The following is a 17,821-nucleotide window of genomic DNA, read 5'->3' as shown; positions in this document are numbered from 1 at the left end:
GCGCGGGCTTGCCCCGCGATGAGGCCGGTGAAGGCACCCCGTCGCAGGCGCCTTGCTCCGGCAGAGGCCTTACAGCAACTCGAAACTCTGCTGCTGCACCGCTTCGGAATCGAGCCCGACCTGCACATTGAACTGGCCCGGCTCAGCCACCCGCTGCAGCTGGCCATTGTAGAACTTCAGGTCTTCTTCGCTGATGCTGAAGGTCAAGGTTCGCGATTCGCCCGCCTTGAGCATCAGTTTCTGGAAGTTCTTCAGTTCCTTGACCGGACGGCTCATCGAAGCGCTGACGTCTTGCAGATACAACTGCACCACAGTCTCGCCATCACGCTTGCCGGTGTTCTTCACGGTCACCTTGGCGTGCAAGGTGTCGCCGCGCTTGAGCTGAGTGCTGGCAAGCTTCAACCCCGACAGCTCGAAGCTGCTGTAGCTCAGGCCATAGCCGAACGGGTACAACGGGCCATTAGGCTCCTCGAAGTACTGCGAGGTGTAGTTGCCAGGCTTTCCAGGGGTGAACGGACGGCCGATGCGCAGGTGGTTGTAGTACATCGGGATCTGCCCGACCGAACGCGGGAAAGAGATGGCCAGCTTGCCGGACGGGTTGTAGTCGCCAAACAGCACATCGGCGATGGCGTTGCCGCCTTCGGTGCCGCTGAACCAGGTTTCGAGCAGGGCATCGGCCTGGTCTCGTTCCCAGGCGATCGACAGCGGGCGGCCGTTCATCAGCACCAGCACCAGGGGCTTGCCGGTGGCCTTCAGTGCCTTGATCAGCTCGCGTTGCACCGCGGGAATTTCCAGGGTGGTGCGGCTTGACGACTCGTGGGACATGCCGCGCGACTCACCGACCACGGCAACAACCACGTCGGATTGCTTGGCGGCCTTGACCGCCTCGTCGATCAGCACGGCGGCAGGGCGGAGGTCGTCGACGATTTCCGGTGCGTCGAAGTTGAGGAAGTTCAGGTAATCAAACATGGCCTTGTCGCCAGTGACATTCGAGCCCTTGGCGTAGATCAGCTTGGCCTTGTCGCCGACTGCGCGGCGCAGCCCTTCGCGCACAGTGACGGAATGCTCGGGGCGGCCATCGGCGGCCCAGCTGCCCATCATGTCGATCGGTGCATCGGCCAGGGGGCCGACCAGGGCGATGGTGCCGGTTTTCTTCAGCGGCAAGGTCTGGTTACGGTTTTCCAGCAACACCAGGCTGCGCCGGGCGACATCGCGGGCGGCGTCGCGGTGCAGTCGGTCGTTAGCGTAATAGTCCTTCAGATCGGTCTCGGCCTTGCCGATACGCACGTACGGGTTGTCGAACAGGCCCATCTCGTACTTGGCACCCAGAACCTCGCGCACCGCCTGGTCGAGTTCGGCCTGGGTCACTTCGCCAGACTTGAGCAGGCCGGGCAGTTCTTCACCATACAGGGTGTCGTTCATGCTCATGTCGATGCCGGCCTTGATCGCCAGCTTGGCCGCTTCGCGCCCGTCCTTGGCCACGCCGTGACGGATCAGCTCCTGGATCGCGCCATGGTCGCTGATGGTCACGCCCTTGAAGCCCCACTCCTTGCGCAGCAGGTCATTCATCAGCCAGGTGTTGGAGGTGGCTGGCACGCCGTTGATCGAGTTGAGCGCGACCATCACGCCACCTGCACCCGCATCAAGCGCGGCGCGGTAGGGCGGCAGGTAGTCGTTGTACATTTTCGGCAGGCTCATATCGACCGTGTTGTAGTCGCGCCCGCCTTCCACTGCGCCGTACAGGGCGAAGTGCTTGACGATGGCCATGATGCTGTCGGGGTTCTTCGCACTCGATCCCTGGAAGCCCTTGACCATCTCCTGGCCAATGCGCGAAGTCAGGTAGGTGTCTTCGCCGAAGCCTTCACTGGTGCGGCCCCAGCGCGGGTCGCGGGCAATGTCGACCATGGGTGCGAAGGTCATGTCCAGGGCATCGGCGGAGGCCTCGATGGCCGAGGTACGGCCGACCTTGGCAATCGCGTCCATGTCCCAGGTCGCGGCCAGGCCCAGGCTAATCGGGAAGATGGTGCGCTCGCCATGGATAGTGTCGTAGGCGAAGAACATCGGGATCTTCAACCGGCTGCGCATGGCGGCGTCTTGCATCGGGCGGTTTTCCGGCGCGGTGCGCGAGTTGAAGGTGCCGCCAATGCGTCCGGCGGCGATTTCCTCGCGGATCTTTTCCTTTGGCATCTCTGGGCCGATGCTGATCAGGCGCAGCTGGCCGATCTTCTCATCGACGGTCATCTGCCCGATCAGGTGGTCGATGAACGCCTGCTTGTCTTGCAGGGGCGGGGCGGAGTTAGCGGCCAGGGCCGCCTGACTGGCAAGGGCCATGGCCAGGCCCAGCGAAGACAGTTTCATCATCAATTCCATTGTCGTGGCCTGGGCCGTATCCACAGGGATACGCGCGCGGCCTAAAGTTGTCGGGCGGCTGTTGTTCTTGGGTGATAGGGCGATCTTTCCGATCATTCCTACAGCAGGATGCAGCGGCAGCGGAGGATTATGCCTGATGTCACGCAGTTGTTGAGATACACTCGCGCCAGCCCCGTGCCGGGACAACAACTATAAGAACGTTAGAGACCGATGGCATGACCGTTTTCAATCAATACGAGCAACGCCAGATTGCCGAGGCCATCGCCCGCGCCGAGCGGCGCACCGACGCGGAACTTGTGACGGTACTGGCGCGTCGCGCCGACGACTATGCCTATCTGCCGCTGTTCTGGGCGGCGCTGCTGGCGCTGGTGATTCCTGCCGTGCTGCATCTACTGATCAATTGGCCGAGCTTGCGCGCGTTGCTGGTGGCCCAGGTGGTGCTGTTCATCGGCCTGTGTCTGCTGCTGCGCAATGCCCGCCTGGCCAGCCTGGTAACCCCGCGTCTGCTGCGCCATCGGCGTGCCTCGGGCCTGGCGCGCCAGCAGTTTCGCGAGTTGAACCTGCAGCGTACCGCTGGCGCTACTGGCGTGCTGATCTTCGTCAGCGAGGCCGAGCACTATGTGGCGATCCTGGCTGACAAAGGCATCGAACAGCATCTGGACGGCCAGGCTAGGGCCGTGCTGGTCGCCCGTTTCACCGAGCAGGTGCGCCAGGGCCGGACCTTGCAGGGCTTCGTCGAATGCATCGATGCTTGCGGTGAGCTGCTCAGCCGCCAGCTGCCGGCCACCCATAGCCGCAACGAATTGCCTAACCGCTTGGTGATCCTCGACTGAGCCACGCCCATCGAGAAAACCTTCGCGCAAGGCTGCCAGCGACGTAGAATGCCCGCCATTGCGCGCAGCGCTCCCGGCAATTCGAGGCACCCCGTTCCCATGTCCGCCAACCCTTCCGCTTCCACCGCGCCGGATGCGCGTGGCCAATTCCTGCGCCTGCTGGCCGATGCCCTGGAGCAAGGCAGCCTGAGCAAGCTGGTGCTCGCTCGTCACGTTGGCGCCGACCAGAGCCTGCAACGGATCATCGCCAAGCCGCTGTTGGTCAAGGGCCAGCCAAGCCTGTCGCTGGTCTACCGCCATCAAACCCGCGACATCACCCGCAACGTGCCAGTCGAGCAAGTGCAAGCGCTGGTCGCCGAGCTGTTGCCGGACAGCTTTCGCAATGCGCACCTGTTCACTACTGACGGCGAAGTGCAGCTGGCCTTCAGCAAAAAAGGCAAGCCGATGCTTCAGCGCCATGTGGCGCAGGCTCCGCGCGAAGCCGCGCCTGCGGCTGGGCATGACCGCGAGAAGAAACGCTACCTGGAGCTTTCCAGGCCGTTCCTGCGCGATCTGGGGGTGACCGATGGCCAGGGCGCGCTGATCCCGTCGATGTCGCGCAAGTGGAAGCAGATCAACAAGTTCATCGAAGTCTTCGACCATGCCCTGGCCAGTGCCCCGCTGGCGGCGGCGCAGCCATTGCGGGTTGCCGACTTCGGTTCGGGCAAGGGCTACCTGACCTTCGCCATGCATGATTACCTGCGCAACTCCCTGGGCCGCGAGGCGCAGGTCACTGGCGTCGAATTGCGCCAGGACATGGTCGACTTGTGCAACACCGCCGCCGCGCGTCTTGAGCATCCAGGCCTGGTATTCGAGTGCGGCGATGTGCGCAGCGTGGTGCCCGAGGCCATCGAGGTGATGATCGCCCTGCACGCGTGTGACATCGCCACCGACTACGCCATCCACACCGGTATTCGCTGCAACGCGGCGATCATCATGTGCTCGCCGTGCTGTCACAAACAGGTACGCCCGCAGTTGCAGAGCCCAGGCTTGTTGCAGCCAATGTTGCAGTACGGCCTGCATCTGGGGCAACAGGCCGAGATGCTCACCGACAGCCTGCGCGCCTTGTACCTGGAGGCCTGTGGCTACGAGACCAAGGTGTTCGAGTTCATCTCGCTGGAGCACACCAACAAGAACAAGATGATTCTTGCGGTCAAGCGCAAGCAGCCGGTGGATGCGACTGCCCTTTTGCAGAAGATTGCCCAGCTCAAGGCGTTCTATGGCGTCAGCGAGCATTGCCTGGAGACGTTGTTGCGGGCGGATGGCTTGATCGCTATCTGACTGCGCGTTGGCCTTTTCGCGGGCAAGCCCGCTCCCACAAGTACCGCGATACCTTCGAAAGCAGCGCTATCCCTGTGGGAGTGGGCATCGCGCATACTTCCAAAGCAGCGCTATCCCTGTGGGAGCGGGCTTGCCCGCGAAAAGGGCGCCGCGAAGTGTCAGATGTTTCAGAAGAACCGGGTCACACTGACCTTGGCATTACGCCCGATGGTGTAGGCATTTTCCCCAGACAATTCCGGCCGCACCGACACATTGAACAGGTTGTCCACCGTCAGGTTGACCTCAGTGCCTTTCAGGTAAGGCTGCTGCGGTTTCCAGTTGGCGAACAGGCCGTGGATCTGATAACGCTCGTTGCCGAAGTTGTCGTAGTAGCGGTCGCCCAATGCGCTGGCCGGGCCTTCGAAGTACTTGTCGCTGGGCAGATGGTGAGTCTTGCTAACGAACTCGGCAGTCCAGCCGACGCGGGCATCCCAGGCCGGAATCTTCACGCCCAGGGTGGCGATCCACTTGGGCGCCGGCACGTCCTTGGCCCACACATCCGGACCCCATGGGTTGGTGTAGGCGCCTTCGTGGCGGCCTTCCATCCAGGCGTACGACAGGGCACCGAACAGGTAGGTGGCGTCGTAGAAGGTCTCCACCTCATAGCCCTGGTACACCGTGTCGCCAATGTTGCGGTAGTTGCTCATCAGCCCGCCGCCGCAGGTCTGGGCGATGGTGCCGCCAGTGACCATCTGCTGCTGGCAACCAATACCCGTGGCTTTGAAAATCTCGTCTTTGACATGGTTGCGGAACAGCGTGGTGCGAATCTGTGCGCTGTCGCCCTGCACGAACACGTTGGAGAAATTGCTGATGCTGCCCAGGCGAATACCGGTGATGCGCTCGGGGTCGAGGTTACGGCTGGTGGCCGTGCGGCTGCCCACGCCCTGCACTTCGTACTGCTCGTCCAGCACCGGGGCACGCCAGGTCTTGCTGTAGTTGGCGAACAGCGCGTGCTGGTCGTTTAGCTTGTAGAACAGCGCCAGGCGCGGCGACCAGCCGCTGTAGGTCTTGGCGCTGTAGTCGTGACCGGCTGCTGGGCTGTTGTAGTAGGGCGCCTGGTTTGGCTCGCCTTCGTTGGTCACGTGGTCGTAACGCAGCGATGGGGTGATGGTCAGGTCGCCAATGGTGATCGCATCCTGCAGGTAGTAGCCCTGGCTCTCGACCTTGCCACGCGGCATGAAGTACGGCTGGAAATGGCCGTAGTTGTACTTGGGCACGTCGTACATCTTGCCCGGCATCCACATCTGCGTATCCCGCTCATGCTGGCGCACTTGCAACCCTGCGGTCAGCGCATGTTCGAGCGGGCCGGTGGTGAACAGGCTGGTGTTCTTCACATCGAGCATGCGGTCCTTGTACTCGGTGTCCATCTTGCGCCCGCCCGTGGCGGCCTGGAAGAACGCCGTGGCGTTGCGTTCGTCAGTCTGGTCGGTGTCTGACTCGGAATATTTGACCTGCAAATCGACCCAGGGATTTTCGATCGGCTGGTAGTTGTAGGTGGCCGACCAGGTGGTGTCGACCGTGTTGCGCAGGGCGAGGAAGCGTTTGATCGCGTTTTCGTAGCCATAGCGATCGATGTTGGCCTGGGTCGGCGGGGTCGGGTAGGCGGTGGACGAGAAGGCCGTCCAGCGCTCGGTCTGCGAGCGCGACCAGGACAGCCCCAGGCTGTGCTCGTCGGTAAAATGGATGTTGCTCTTGAGCAAAGCGCCTTCCAGGTCCAAGGCGCTGTTGGGCAGGCGCTTGGGGTTGATCGGGTAGCGGTTTTCCGGATCGGGCAGGCGGTCGGCCATCTTCATGTCGCCGCCGTCGCGCTTGGTCAGGTAGACCAAGCCGTCGATGCGGCCATCGTCGCTGCGGCCGAACAGCGCCGAGCTGTAGATCTGCTGGTGGTCGTTGCTGGCATAGCCGTACTTGACCATCGCGCCGCTGTTGCGGCCCTCTTGCAGCAGGTCGCTGGCGTCCTTGGTCTGCATGTTGACGCTGCCACCAAAGCCGCCGTTGCCGGTCTTGACCGAGTGCGGGCCTTTTTCCACCTCGATGAACTTGATCAGTTCTGGCTCGATGAAGATGGTGCCCTGCTGGTAGCGCTCGAAACCGCTCTTGGTAGCGCCGTCGACGGTCATCGGCACATCTTCGGCGTCACCCATGCCCCAGATGTTGATGGTCTGCCCGCCAGGTTTGGCCGAACCGCCCATGTTCACTCCAGGCAGGGTGGCCAAGACGCTGGGGATGTTGCTGGGCTGGTAGCGGTCGATCTGTTCCTGGTCCAGGGTCGAGCGGCCGACGTTGTCGGGTGTGACCTGCTGGCCATCGCCGACGATGCTCAGGGCGCCGAGCTGGATGCTGTTGTCGGCGTTGGGTTGGTCCTCGCGCAGGCGCACCACGTAGGTTTCACCCATGCGCAGTACGCTGAAGCGGCTGCCGGCCAGCAGGCGGGAGATCGCCTCGTGCGCCTCATAGGCGCCGTTGAGCGCAGGGGCCTGGGCATCGCGCAGCACCGCCTCATCGAACAGCAACTGCACCTTGGCCTGCTGCGCCAGTTGGCTGAGCGAGCGGGCCAGCGCTTGGGCCGGCAGGTCGAGCTGTACAGGCGCGGCCTCGGCGGCCAGGCTCACAGCCAGGCACAGCACCAGCAGGGATGGACGAACAGGCAAGGATCGCAACGGACGCAACGCGGACAACATGAATTCCCCCAAACGGCAATAGGCCGGAAAAAGCCTGCCAATTGCGCGACAGGCGGGGAGGAAGACGTGGCGTTGAGAAAAGTCCTCACCTGCGAATGATAAAAATTCTTAAAAAAATCAGCGGCGGTCGATGCGCAGGCGTCCGTCGGCCAGCAAGGTGGTTTTCACCGGCAGCAGAGCGGGCAGGGCGTTGAGCAGGGCGTCCGGGTCGTGTACGTCGAGATTCCCTGAGACTTTGTATTGCCCAAGTGACGGATCGGCCAGCAGCACCGGCTGTTCGCGGTACAGGCGGAGTTCGTCAATCAGGCTGGCCAACTCGCGGTTGCGAAAGCTCACATGACCGTCGCGCCAGTCGGCTACCGGCTGGTCGTTCAATGCCTGTTGGGTGACAGTGCCTCGCGTTGTGTCGTAGGTGGCCTGTTGACCTGCGCCGAGCAGCAGCGGCGGATTAGTTTCGCCTGGTGTGTCGAAGGCTACCTGGCCGTGGGCGACTGTGACCACCAGCTCCTTTTCACCGCGGCGCACATCGAAGCCTGTGCCCACCACCCGTACTTGTCCTCTGCCCGCGTCGATGAGCAGTGGCCGCTCCTTGTCCGGTGCCACGTCGATGTACAGCTGGCCTTGATCGAGGTGGATCAGCCGGCGCTCGGCGCTGAAGTCCAGGCGCAGCCGGGTCTGGGCGTTGATCACCAACTGGCTGCCGTCGGGCAGGCGCAGGCTGCGCAGGTCGTGCTGGGCGCTCAGACGCTGTTGGTAGGCGCTGCTGCCAGCGCCGAGATTGCCGGCCAGCAGCGCACACAGCAGCGCAGCGGCGGCGGCCAGGGCCGGGCGCCAGCGCGGCGCGCGGCGGACCACCAGGGGCACCGGGCGGTTGGCCTGTTTGAGCGCCTCGAGGTCGTCCCATAGTTGCTCGAACTGGCGATAGGCGCGAGCGTTCTGCGGGTCTTGCAACCACTGGGCAAAGGCCTTGCGTGCCTCACGCGAGGGGGCATTGCGGTTGCGGCTGAACCAGCTGGCGGCCTGGGCGTCGATCGAGTTGGCGTCGAGATCGTCAAGAGGGGTCATTCTGCGTGCTCCCTGCCGTTATCGCTGTCCAGGCGTTGCTTGCACTGCAGCAGGGCGGCGGCGATGTGCTTTTCGACCATGCTTACTGAAATATTCATGCGTTGTGCGATCTGCGCCTGGGTCAGTCCTTCGAAGCGATGCAGCATAAGGGCTTCGCGGCGCCGCGGCGAGAGTTGCGCGAGCACCTGGCGCAGATGTTCCAGGCGTTGCTGGCGCTGGGCGTGGTCGAGCGGGTCGTTGGCCGGCTCGCTGTGCAGCACCTCGGCCTGCTCTTCGCCCAGCGCGCTGTGGCGCACCTTCTGCCGGCGCCAATGGTCGCTGAGCAGGTTGCGCGCCATCTGGAACAGAAACGCCCGCGGCTGCTCGACCTTGGCCCGGTCGCGATACCCCAGCCATTGGGTGAACACGTCCTGGGTCATGTCTGCGGCATCGCTGGCATTGTCCATGCGCTTGCGCAGGAAGTGCAGGATGTCGGCATAGAAACCCCGGCAGGATTCCTGGGCGGCTGGGTCGGGTTTGAGGCGCTGCATGCACGCTTTCCGGGCTGGCCTGGAGAAAGGGTGCGGATCTTATCGATAATTATTTACATTTGCCAAGTTTTACTGATTGCTCGTTCAGTGCCGCCGGGAGAAATCAGCGGGGACGTCGATGGCCAGCTGGGTATCGCCCAACGGGTGGGTGCTGGCGTCGAAAAAGTGCAGGGAAATGTGTGGAATATCGGCAAACCGCTGAATGAAATGCTGTTTTTGGTTGATAACCGAAGCCTCGCTCAGCGGCCGAATGGCGATCGCCAGGTGTGCCGGCCGCGCCTGGCGAATGGCCTCGAGCAGGTGTTGGTCGCTGCTATCCAGATGCTGCCCGAACAGGCATAGCCCCTGGGTTTCACCGGCGAGTTGGCCCAGGCACCAAGACAGGTAATCGGAATGACGAATAGCCCGCAGTTTGTGTTCGCTGCGATCCTCGTTGATGAACAACGGCACTTCACCGGGAATGTTCACGGCAAAGCCATCGAGCAACTCGGCGTTATTGGCGCTGCGCTGGCGGGTGCTGCCGTCGGGCAGCTTGAGCAAGTGCAGCCCGCCATGCAGGTGCATCACCCGCGTACCTTCGCTGCGCGTGTTGCGCACATCGAAAAAGCCTTCTTCATCGAACAGCGAGGCAAACCCCTGCGGTGCATGGCGCATCGCCCAGGGCAAGAGCAGGTCGTAGTTGCTGGTATAGACACGGCGATAGCCACGCAGCGCCTGGTTGATCGTGTCGAGGGTGGCGCTTGGCATCAGTGGCCAGGGCATATGCACCGCGCGCACGGCATGGATCAGCGCTTCTTTGAGCGAGTAGTAGCGGTTCAGCGGCGCGGTGGAGTTGATCGCCAGCGCAGCGTTGGCCCGGACCGTGGTGTTCAAGGTGCTCAGCACCGGCTCGAACAACTCTGTGCCCAACGCCTTGAACAACGCCTGGTCGCTGACACCCAAGGCCTTGTGTCGCACGCGCTGGGCCTGTTCGAACAGCGAGAAATAGCCGAACGGTTTCCACAGCGCACGGCTGGCACCATTGCCCAGCAGCAAGGCATCGCAGGGATGGCTGGCGTTGAGCGTTGGCCAGGCGATCAGGTGGGCGTCTAGTGCAGGCATGCGAGGGTCCAGGGGTAGAGGCGGAAATCGCGGGGACTTTAGCATGTCATGCAAGCTGTGCGAGGCTGTCTGGCCATGGATAGAGACGCAGGAGAGCCAAGATGCACACGCAGATCGTACGGGCACTGGGCCTTGCAACACTGTTGTCGGGCGCGGCCCAAGCCAGCGATGGGCGCAGCTTGGCGGCTGCCCAGGGCATTGCACATCCGGCAGTGATCGCCCATCGCGGTGCGTCTTTCGATGCGCCCGAGTCCACCAGGCCGGCTTACCTGCTGGCCCGCGAACTGGGCGCTGACTATCTGGAGCTGGACCTGCAACGCACCCGCGATGGCGTGCTGGTGGTGGTGCACGACGATGTGCTGTCGCGCACCAGTGATGTCGCCGAGCGCTTCCCCACGCGCCGTGACAGCCCGGTCAGCGCTTTCACCTTGGCGGAGCTTAAATCGCTGGACGCGGGCAGCTGGTTCAACCAGGCGTATCCGGATCGCGCCCGGGCTTCGTTCAAGCAGCTACCAATCCTGACCCTGGATGAGGTGATCGACATCGCAGAAGACAGCCCGCAGCAGCGGCCTGGGTTGTATATCGAGACCAAGATGCCGGGGCAGTTTCCTGGCATCGAGCGTGATCTGGCCGAGCGGCTCAAGGCGCGGGGCTGGCTGGACAAGCCCGGGCGGGTGGTACTGCAGACGTTTGATCGCAACAGCCTGCGACTGCTGCATGAGGCCATGCCACAGGTGCCCAAGGTGCTGTTGCTGTGGGTGGGCAAGGGCAGTATCGAGCCGGCCTCGGGGCAGTCGTTTGCCGAATCGGGTGAGCGCGACAAAGCGGCGTTCTACGCCCGTCAGCGGCCTCGCGATCGGGCTGAGTTCGAACGTTGGCTTGAGTTTGCCAAGGCGGGCGGCGCGATCGCCACAGGGCCATCGGCGCGGCGCAGCCAGTTGGGCGAACAGAGCTATGCCGATTTGATTGAGCCGTGGATGAACCAGCTCAGCCATCAACAGGGGCTGCTGGTGCATGTGTATACCCTTGATGAGCCGGTGGATTTCGCCAAGGCGATGCAGGCCGGGGTGGATGGGATTTTTACCAATAGGACCGGGGCGCTGATGCGCTTTTATGGACGGGCGGATGCGCTGGAGGAAGGACAGGTATTGCGCAGGCTCGGGTACTGATCGAAGAGCAAGCCCTTAGTGGCCTCACGCAAAGCCTTAATCGTTCGTCGTCTCCTTACGCGCCCGATTGCGCCAAACCCGATAAGCTCGTATCCCCGCCCGCACCGAGCCGAACAGCAGCTTGTCTTCCATCTCTCGCGCCATTCCCGAGCGCACCAGCATGCGCAGGAAGGTGCCGCGGGCGCGGGCGATGGCGAAGTGAATCCCTTGTGCTGCGAGGGTGTCGCGCACCTCGCGCAGGGCGGCGATACCGCTGACGTCGATGCTGGTCACCGCCTCGGCATCGAACAGCACTGCCTGGGGCTTGTCCTCGGCTTGCACGGCGTCGAGCAAGCGCATTTTGAAATAGTCGGCATTGAAGAACAGGATCGCATCATCGAAGCGGTACACCACCAAACCTGGCACCGTGCGCGCGTCGGGGTGATGGCGCACATCGACCTGGCCTTCGATGCCTGGCGCCCAGCCGAGCACCGCATCGGTAGGTTGGTAGATGCTGTAGAGCAGACGCAGGATGGCCAAGGTCACGGCGAACACGATCCCCGGTAATACGCCCAGGCCAAGCACGCCGACGGTGGTCAGCAGGCACAGCCAGAACTCGAAGCGGCTCAGGCGATAGATTTTGCCCAACGACTGCACATCGATCAGCCCCCAGCCAGCCATCAGCAGCACAGCTCCGAGCGCAGCCTGGGGAATCCAGGCCATCGGGGCGGTGAAGAACAGCAGGATCAAGGCAATCACCAGCGCGGCAATGATGCCCACCAGTTGGCTCCTGCCGCCGACCATGTCGTTGACCGCGGTACGTGAGTCGGCGCCACTGATGGCGAAACCTTGCGACAGCCCGGCAGCCAGGTTACTCACCCCCAAGGCGACGAACTCGTGGTTGGCGTTGATCGCATAGCCATGCCGGGCGGCGAAGCTGCGGGCGGTGAGCATGGCGCTGCAAAAACTGACGGTGGCGATACCCAAGGCATCGCGCAGCAGGCTCTTGGTCTCGGCCAGATTGCTTTGCGGCCAAGCCAGCTCGGGCATCCCGCCTGGCACTGGGCCGAGGATGGCGACGCCGAAATGGTCGAGCCCGAATAGTCCGACCAGCAAGGTGAACAGCACAACGGTGACCAACGCCGCTGGCAGGCGCGGATAACGCCGTGGCAGCCAGATCAGCAAGCCGAGACCGGCCACGCCGATCAGCAGGGTCAGCCAGTGGATCTCGCCCAGGCGTTGAACAAAGTTGATCAGGCTGAGGATGAACCCGTCGCCCTCGATCTTGAAGCCCACCACCTTGCTCAATTGCCCGGCGATCAGGCTCAGGCCGATGCCGTTGAGGTAGCCAATCAGGATCGGCCGCGAGAAGAAGCTGGCAATGAACCCAGCTCGCGCCACACCGGCGGCAATCAGCATCACCCCCACCAGCACCGTGACGATCACCGACAGCTCGGCGATGCGCTGCGGATCACCCATCGCCAACGGCGCCACGGCTCCGGCGATCATCGCGCAGGTCGCCGCATCCGGCCCCACCATCAACTGCCGTGAACTGCCGATCAAGGCATAGACCATCATCGGCAGTACGCAGGCGTACAGCCCGTACTGCGGCGGTAGGCCGACGATCTGGGCGTAGGCGATGGCGATCGGGATCTGAATCGCTGCCACCGACAGGCCCGCCTGCAGGTCAGCGTGGAACCACTCGCGGCGGTAGTGCAGCAGGTTGGCCAGGCCCGGTAGCCAGCGTGAGAGAAACATGCGCAGTCCTTTCGAAATGTTTCACAGTGCAGGTGAGCATATGCGCTCACGGCGCGCTCCGTGCAAGCGGATTTTCGCGCAGGGCATTCAAGCGGATTGGGCAGGTGCAGGCCATGGGCCAGATCAAGCAAAGGGCAGAAACGAAAAAAGGAAGCCTCGGCTTCCTTTTGACAGGCGATGACGTTATGACAACGTCATGCGGAACTACTTGAACCGGTGCAGCAAGAAGTGGAGCGGGTAGAGGGAATCGAACCCTCGTCGGAAGCTTGGGAAGCTACTGTTCTACCATTAAACTATACCCGCTTGACGCCTTTACTAAGCGGCTTGCGCTTTGCAGCTCGACTTTGTACCAGAACCCTCCTGCGATGAAAAGCCCAGGCTTGAAAAAGAACAGTCGGCGGCCCGTAGCCTGCGGGTAGTCAAAGGGCTGCAGGACGCCGATGCGCTCAGATGGCCAGTGCATGGTGCCCCTGTACATAGTGGTTGCGTTGACGGGGCTCACGCGTGGTCGGCTTGAGAAAGCCCAGCATGACGTTGCGCAGCGCTTCGCTGGCGGTCTTGTGCTCCATATCGAGGAAGTGCCCGGCGCCATTGATCACGCTGAAGTGGCTCTGGCCCACATGCTTGCCGAACTGGCGGGCATCTTCGGCGGTGGTGTATTCGTCACGATCACCGTTGATGAACATCACCGGGATATTGATGTTTGCCGCGCCTTTTAGCGCCCGCTCCAGATCGTGCTGCAGCACCTGATTGATGTGGAACAGCATCTGCGCGTACTCATGGCTGTCCAGGCTGCTGACATGCCGGTAGTTGAAGCGCTTGAACAGCGACGGCAGGTGCTTGCCAATGGTGTCGTTGACCAGGTTGCCGACCTGATAGCGATCGCAAGCGGCCAGGTATTGGCAACCGCGCTCCAGGTAGTCGCGCATGGGTTCGTTGATCACTGGCGAGAACGAGCTGACGATGGCCTTTTTCACCAACCGTGGCTGGTGCGCCAGCGCCAGCAGGGTGCAGGCACCGCCCCAGGAGAACGACATCACGTGGTCGGCCTGGAAGTGCTCGATCAGCTCAAGGAGGATATGCGCCTCGGTCTCCTTGGTCAGCAGACGCTCCTGGCGGTTGTGGGGCTTGGACTTGCCGGCATACGGCTGGTCGTACAGCACCACATTGAATTGCGGGTGCAGGCTGCGCACCGTCTGGGCAAACGAGGCAGTGGTCGCCAGCGATCCGTTGATCAGAATGATCGTCTTCTCGGCGCCGTGCGCGCGATGGAACTCCGTGTAAACCCGATACTGACCTTGGATATCAAGTACAGCGATTTCTGGCCTCATGTCATCGACTCCTGGCGCAAAAAGGGTATTCGCGTCACCTAGGGTGCACGTTGTTTATGACAGGTAGGCACATGCCTTGAAGAGTTTTACCGGGCCCTGTGTCGATCCTTGGCACATGTGTCGACGGTATTGTTTTTGGCGGGCAATTCGCCGTGCCCCAGGGTATCGAGACCCTGGGTGGCCGGCAAAAGGCGTCTTGGACTGCGGTCGTGACTGGCAAGTCACATGCAGACTGACGATTTCGATTCAAGCAGCAGGTTGGCGATCCCGCAAGTGCCGTTCGGGTAATCGTGTAGGAAAAACCGCTGGGCGGTTGTGGGTGCGCTGGTATGGGGCGTAACTCAGGTCAGGCCCTATCGCGGGGCAAGCCCGCTCCCACGTGAAATCCGAGCATGGGAGCGGGAGCGTGGGAGCGGGCTTGCCCCGCGATAGCACTGCTGAGAATGACCGCGTGTCTCAGACCGCCGCGATCTCTTGCTGGGTCAGCTCGCGGAACTCGCCCGGCGCCAGGGCCGGGTCCAGGACAATGCTGCCCATGCTCTCCCGGTGCAGCCCGATCACCTTGTTCTGAAAGTGGCCGAACATCCGCTTGACCTGGTGATAACGCCCCTCGACGATTTCCAGCCGGGCCTGATGCGTACCCAGGATCTGCAGCTGGGCGGGCAGGGTGGTCAGGTCCTCGAAAGCAAAATAGAACCCCTCGCGAAACTTGGCAGGGTAGTGCTCGCCAATTTCATCCTCGGTCTGCACCTGATAGACCTTCGGCAGTTTGGTGCTCGGTTGCGTCAAGCGCCGCGACCACTGGCCATCGTTGGTCAGGATCAGCAACCCGGTGGTGTTGAAGTCCAGCCGCCCGGCAATGTGCAAATCCTCGCGCAGTTCGGCCGGCAACAGCTCAAGCACAGTGCGATGTTGCCGATCGTGAGTGGCACTGACGCAGCCGGCGGGCTTGTGCAGCATCAGGTAGCGCGCAGGCCGGCCAGCCTGGTGCAACTGCTCATCGACCTCGACGCGGCTGAACTCACGCACTTCATGCAGCGGATCGACAACGATCTCGCCATCCACGCGCACGCGCCGCTGCACCAGCAGCAAGCGCACCTGCTGGCGGTTGTAGCAAGGGAGGTTGGCGAGGAAACGGTCGAGACGCATGAGCGCAGCTGAAAGTGGAAAAAGGGCGCGCAGTCTACCCAATTGCTGGCGGATTCGCTGCTTCTCCGCGATAGCATCAGCAGCCTCAATTGGGGGGGCTGATCTGACGCTATCGCGGGGCAAGCCCGCTCCCACGGGGCGGTGTTTTGAGCTGCTCATCGACCGCTGCGCAACGTGGGCACAGGCAAGCCTGGTTGCGCAGTTCGGCGGGCAGGGCTTGGAGCACCGCCGGGTCGATGGTCACGGCAAAGCACCAGCAACCCTGGGTAGCGCTGCGTGGGTCGGCCAGGCCGCATTGGTTGAGGGCGCCGCAGGCGGGGCAGCGCTGGCTGTCGGTCATGAGGCTGTCTCGCAGCAGACGCGGTTGCGTCCGCCCTGTTTGGCACGATAGAGGGCATGGTCGGCGCGGGTCAGCAGCGTGTGCAGGGTGTCGTCACGTTGCAGGCTGCTCAGGCCGATGCTGGTGGTCAGGCGTAGCGGCTGGTCGTTGTAACTGAAAGTCAGCTGCTCAGTGCGCCGGCGGATTTTTTCCGCCACATCGAACGCTTGCCGACCATCGGCTTCACGCAACAGCACGATGAACTCCTCACCGCCCCAGCGGCAAAGTATATCCGACTGGCGCAAGCTGCCCTGCAGGACGTTGGCGAACTGGCGCAGCACTTCGTCGCCAGCCAGGTGGCCGTGGGTGTCGTTGAGCACCTTGAAATGATCCAGATCGATCAGCAGCGCCACCAAGGGCGTGCTGTCGCGTTGGGCTTCTTGCAACGCTTGCCCGGCCAGCAGATCGAAGCTGCGCCGGTTAGGCAGACCGGTGAGGCTGTCGAGGGTGGCCAGCGCTTCGATGCTGTCTTGATGGCGCTTAACCATGGCATGCAGCAGCGACAACACCACCAGGGTGATCATTGCGCAGATCGCCAGATTCAAGTACAGCGACTGGCGCACCCGCTCCAGCGCGCCGGTCTCGCGCTTGTCTACCAGCAGGTACCAGTCAAGTTCGGGGATCTGCCGCACATTGAGAAAGTGGCTGTGGCCTTCGCTGTCGAGGTAGTCATGGCTGCCAGTGCCGGGGATGGGCATGCGCGCCAGCAGTTGTTCGAACTCGCGGCTCTCGGCCAGTTGCTGGCCCACCCGCAGGCCATGCGCAGCGCCCTCCGAGCCGGTCAGCAAGACCTTGCCGCTGGCATCGGTGAAAAACACCGAGCGCTGGTAGCGCCGCTGGTAGTCGTCGATCAGCTTGACGACCGACTCCACGCTCAGGCCCACCCCGGCAGCGCCAATGAACTGGCCCTGATAGTCGAGCACCCGGTAGTTGATGAACACCGTGAGTTTGTCCTGGTTGGCCATGTCCAGGTCGACGTTGATCTCGTAGGGCTCGTTCAGCTCGCGCAGGCGGTAGTACCAGGCATCGCGCCAGGTGCCGGGCCTGATCTGCTTGAGCACGCCCTTGGCCTGGTAATAGGTGAGCGTGCGCTCGGAGACGAAGAAGGCGGTGCAGGTGTCCTGATTGCCCATCACCTCGCCCAGATAGCGGGTGATGCGCTCGGCGTCCTGTTCGCCGGCCAGCACCCAGTCACGCAGGAAGGTGTCCTGGGCCATCATCGAGGAGATCAGCACTGGGCGGATCAGGTCTTTCTGGATCTCCGAATAGACCGTGTCGGAGGTCAGGGGCAACTCGGTATTGACGATGCCATCGCGAATGGCGCTACGCGAGGCGAAATAGCCGAGCAGGGAAGTGGCCAGAAAACCACACGCCAGCAACAGCAGCAGGGTCAGGATCAGCGAGCGCTGTGAGAACAAGGCGGAACGTGACGGCATGATCTTCCCGTGATGTGTGCCAGTGGCGCCATTCTAGTGAGATGACCGGAAAATGACTGCATGTTTTTTGGGGGTATCCGACTTGTTTCAATTTGTTGCGCAAATGGCACTGGACCTTGGCGCAACTGTCTTAATCAGTGTCGATCAACGCATGCCGATCGACGCTCGCCAGCGCCGCTGTGCCGGGCACTCCAGCGGTCCAGGAGGCCGCCATGTCCCCACGAATCTTGCTGATCGCCCTGCTGGCGCTGCTGATCAGCGCCTGCGCCCCTTATTACGGTAACGGCGGCTACTATCGCACCGAGTACTACAGCGCCGATCGCTACGCCTATCCCGGCTATCAACGCTATGACCGCGGCTATTACGTAGCGCCGCAGCCGCGCTACTACTATCAAGCCGCACCGCGCTATTACCAACCGGCGCCGCGTTACTATCGGCCAGCGCCAGTGCCGCATTACCGGCCTTATCCGCAGCCTGGGGTGAAGCAGTGGCACGGCAATCCGCGCAATGACTACGGCAACCGCCAGCGCTATGACTATGGTCGCGACCGCGACCGGCATGACTACCGCAACGACAACCGCCGCTACCAGGATGATCGCTGGCACTCCAACGGCCGCGGTGACCGCAATCGCCGCCCGGATGGGCCGCGCGGTGAACGCAACTGGCACCGCTAAGCGGGTA

General features: G+C 62.6%; 14 protein-coding genes and 1 tRNA gene. 4 read left to right on the top strand and 11 right to left on the bottom strand.

Translation table 11 applies throughout. From position 1 onward, the window contains the following. Positions 1-69 precede the first annotated feature (69 nt). The gene (gene bglX, locus HU737_RS17085) at positions 70-2,361 is read right to left on the bottom strand and encodes a beta-glucosidase BglX (RefSeq protein WP_186553969.1); all 2,292 of its coding nucleotides are present in this window, start codon (positions 2,359-2,361) and stop codon (positions 70-72) included. A 224-nt stretch (positions 2,362-2,585) separates the two neighbouring features. Between bglX and HU737_RS17080 the strand changes: the two genes are divergently transcribed. After that, the gene (locus tag HU737_RS17080; RefSeq protein WP_186553970.1) at positions 2,586-3,203 is read left to right on the top strand and encodes a TPM domain-containing protein; all 618 of its coding nucleotides are present in this window, start codon (positions 2,586-2,588) and stop codon (positions 3,201-3,203) included. Between the two features lie 99 nt (positions 3,204-3,302). Next, a complete protein-coding gene (locus HU737_RS17075; protein ID WP_186553971.1) occupies positions 3,303-4,523 on the top strand; it encodes a class I SAM-dependent methyltransferase in 1,221 nt (406 codons plus the stop codon). Positions 4,524-4,690: 167 nt separating this feature from the next. Here the strand turns inward: HU737_RS17075 and HU737_RS17070 are convergent, their stop codons facing one another. The 4 genes from HU737_RS17070 to HU737_RS17055 all read right to left on the bottom strand — a co-directional run bounded on the left by HU737_RS17070 (position 4,691) and on the right by HU737_RS17055 (position 9,939). After that, positions 4,691-7,243, bottom strand: coding sequence for a TonB-dependent receptor (locus tag HU737_RS17070; protein WP_186553972.1), 2,553 nt, complete (start codon positions 7,241-7,243; stop codon positions 4,691-4,693). A gap of 117 nt (positions 7,244-7,360) precedes the next feature. Next, positions 7,361-8,308, bottom strand: coding sequence for a FecR family protein (locus tag HU737_RS17065; RefSeq protein WP_186553973.1), 948 nt, complete (start codon positions 8,306-8,308; stop codon positions 7,361-7,363). Further along, the gene (locus HU737_RS17060; RefSeq protein ID WP_186553974.1) at positions 8,305-8,838 is read right to left on the bottom strand and encodes an RNA polymerase sigma factor; all 534 of its coding nucleotides are present in this window, start codon (positions 8,836-8,838) and stop codon (positions 8,305-8,307) included. The genes HU737_RS17065 and HU737_RS17060 overlap by 4 nt, the downstream gene beginning before the upstream one ends. Positions 8,839-8,922: 84 nt before the next feature. Continuing rightward, positions 8,923-9,939, bottom strand: a complete 1,017-nt coding sequence (locus tag HU737_RS17055) for a DUF4917 family protein (RefSeq protein ID WP_186553975.1) — start codon at positions 9,937-9,939, stop codon at positions 8,923-8,925. A gap of 101 nt (positions 9,940-10,040) precedes the next feature. Here HU737_RS17055 and HU737_RS17050 point away from each other — a divergent pair, with 101 nt between their 5' ends. Beyond that, positions 10,041-11,108, top strand: coding sequence for a glycerophosphodiester phosphodiesterase family protein (locus HU737_RS17050; protein ID WP_186553976.1), 1,068 nt, complete (start codon positions 10,041-10,043; stop codon positions 11,106-11,108). Between the two features lie 36 nt (positions 11,109-11,144). On the opposite strand, the gene HU737_RS17045 is transcribed toward HU737_RS17050, so the two are convergent. The 6 genes from HU737_RS17045 to HU737_RS17020 all read right to left on the bottom strand — a co-directional run bounded on the left by HU737_RS17045 (position 11,145) and on the right by HU737_RS17020 (position 17,140). Beyond that, complete coding sequence (locus HU737_RS17045; protein WP_186553977.1) at positions 11,145-12,845, bottom strand: SulP family inorganic anion transporter; 1,701 nt, start codon at positions 12,843-12,845, stop codon at positions 11,145-11,147. Positions 12,846-13,074: 229 nt separating this feature from the next. After that, a tRNA-Gly gene (locus HU737_RS17040) sits at positions 13,075-13,148 on the bottom strand. Positions 13,149-13,291: 143 nt separating this feature from the next. Beyond that, entirely contained in the window at positions 13,292-14,176 is an 885-nt protein-coding gene (locus HU737_RS17035; RefSeq protein ID WP_186553978.1) for an alpha/beta fold hydrolase, read from the bottom strand. Between the two features lie 456 nt (positions 14,177-14,632). Further along, positions 14,633-15,325, bottom strand: a complete 693-nt coding sequence (locus tag HU737_RS17030; RefSeq protein WP_186553979.1) for a pseudouridine synthase — start codon at positions 15,323-15,325, stop codon at positions 14,633-14,635. Between the two features lie 109 nt (positions 15,326-15,434). Then, on the bottom strand, positions 15,435-15,665 hold the full coding sequence (locus HU737_RS17025; RefSeq protein ID WP_186553980.1) for a cysteine-rich CWC family protein: 231 nt from the start codon (positions 15,663-15,665) through the stop codon (positions 15,435-15,437). Continuing rightward, positions 15,662-17,140: a sensor domain-containing diguanylate cyclase gene (locus HU737_RS17020; protein WP_186553981.1), complete on the bottom strand. Its 1,479-nt coding sequence runs from the start codon at positions 17,138-17,140 to the stop codon at positions 15,662-15,664. Before HU737_RS17020 ends, HU737_RS17025 begins: the two co-directional genes overlap by 4 nt. A 212-nt stretch (positions 17,141-17,352) precedes the next feature. On the opposite strand from HU737_RS17020, the gene HU737_RS17015 reads away from it, so the two are divergent. Continuing rightward, on the top strand, positions 17,353-17,814 hold the full coding sequence (locus tag HU737_RS17015; RefSeq protein ID WP_186553982.1) for a hypothetical protein: 462 nt from the start codon (positions 17,353-17,355) through the stop codon (positions 17,812-17,814). Positions 17,815-17,821: the final 7 nt, after the last annotated feature.

The organism is Pseudomonas urmiensis (genome assembly GCF_014268815.2).
Classification (GTDB): Bacteria; Pseudomonadota; Gammaproteobacteria; order Pseudomonadales; family Pseudomonadaceae; genus Aquipseudomonas; species Aquipseudomonas urmiensis.
The sequence above is the reverse complement of the archived record's forward strand: the minus strand, read 5'-3'. Positions and strand labels throughout refer to the sequence as shown.

Excerpts from the sequence above, each read along its gene's own strand:
- HU737_RS17065 (WP_186553973.1), bottom strand. The coding sequence starts at position 8,308 with ATGACCCCTCTTGACGATCTCGACGCCAACTCGATCGACGCCCAGGCC.
- HU737_RS17045 (WP_186553977.1), bottom strand. The coding sequence starts at position 12,845 with ATGTTTCTCTCACGCTGGCTACCGGGCCTGGCCAACCTGCTGCACTAC.
- HU737_RS17025 (WP_186553980.1), bottom strand. The coding sequence starts at position 15,665 with ATGACCGACAGCCAGCGCTGCCCCGCCTGCGGCGCCCTCAACCAATGC.
- HU737_RS17015 (WP_186553982.1), top strand. The coding sequence starts at position 17,353 with ATGTCCCCACGAATCTTGCTGATCGCCCTGCTGGCGCTGCTGATCAGC.
- HU737_RS17075 (WP_186553971.1), top strand. The coding sequence starts at position 3,303 with ATGTCCGCCAACCCTTCCGCTTCCACCGCGCCGGATGCGCGTGGCCAA.
- HU737_RS17070 (WP_186553972.1), bottom strand. The coding sequence starts at position 7,243 with ATGTTGTCCGCGTTGCGTCCGTTGCGATCCTTGCCTGTTCGTCCATCC.
- HU737_RS17080 (WP_186553970.1), top strand. The coding sequence starts at position 2,586 with ATGACCGTTTTCAATCAATACGAGCAACGCCAGATTGCCGAGGCCATC.
- HU737_RS17020 (WP_186553981.1), bottom strand. The coding sequence starts at position 17,140 with ATGCCGTCACGTTCCGCCTTGTTCTCACAGCGCTCGCTGATCCTGACC.
- HU737_RS17030 (WP_186553979.1), bottom strand. The coding sequence starts at position 15,325 with ATGCGTCTCGACCGTTTCCTCGCCAACCTCCCTTGCTACAACCGCCAG.
- HU737_RS17050 (WP_186553976.1), top strand. The coding sequence starts at position 10,041 with ATGCACACGCAGATCGTACGGGCACTGGGCCTTGCAACACTGTTGTCG.
- bglX (WP_186553969.1), bottom strand. The coding sequence starts at position 2,361 with ATGATGAAACTGTCTTCGCTGGGCCTGGCCATGGCCCTTGCCAGTCAG.
- HU737_RS17035 (WP_186553978.1), bottom strand. The coding sequence starts at position 14,176 with ATGAGGCCAGAAATCGCTGTACTTGATATCCAAGGTCAGTATCGGGTT.
- HU737_RS17055 (WP_186553975.1), bottom strand. The coding sequence starts at position 9,939 with ATGCCTGCACTAGACGCCCACCTGATCGCCTGGCCAACGCTCAACGCC.
- HU737_RS17060 (WP_186553974.1), bottom strand. The coding sequence starts at position 8,838 with ATGCAGCGCCTCAAACCCGACCCAGCCGCCCAGGAATCCTGCCGGGGT.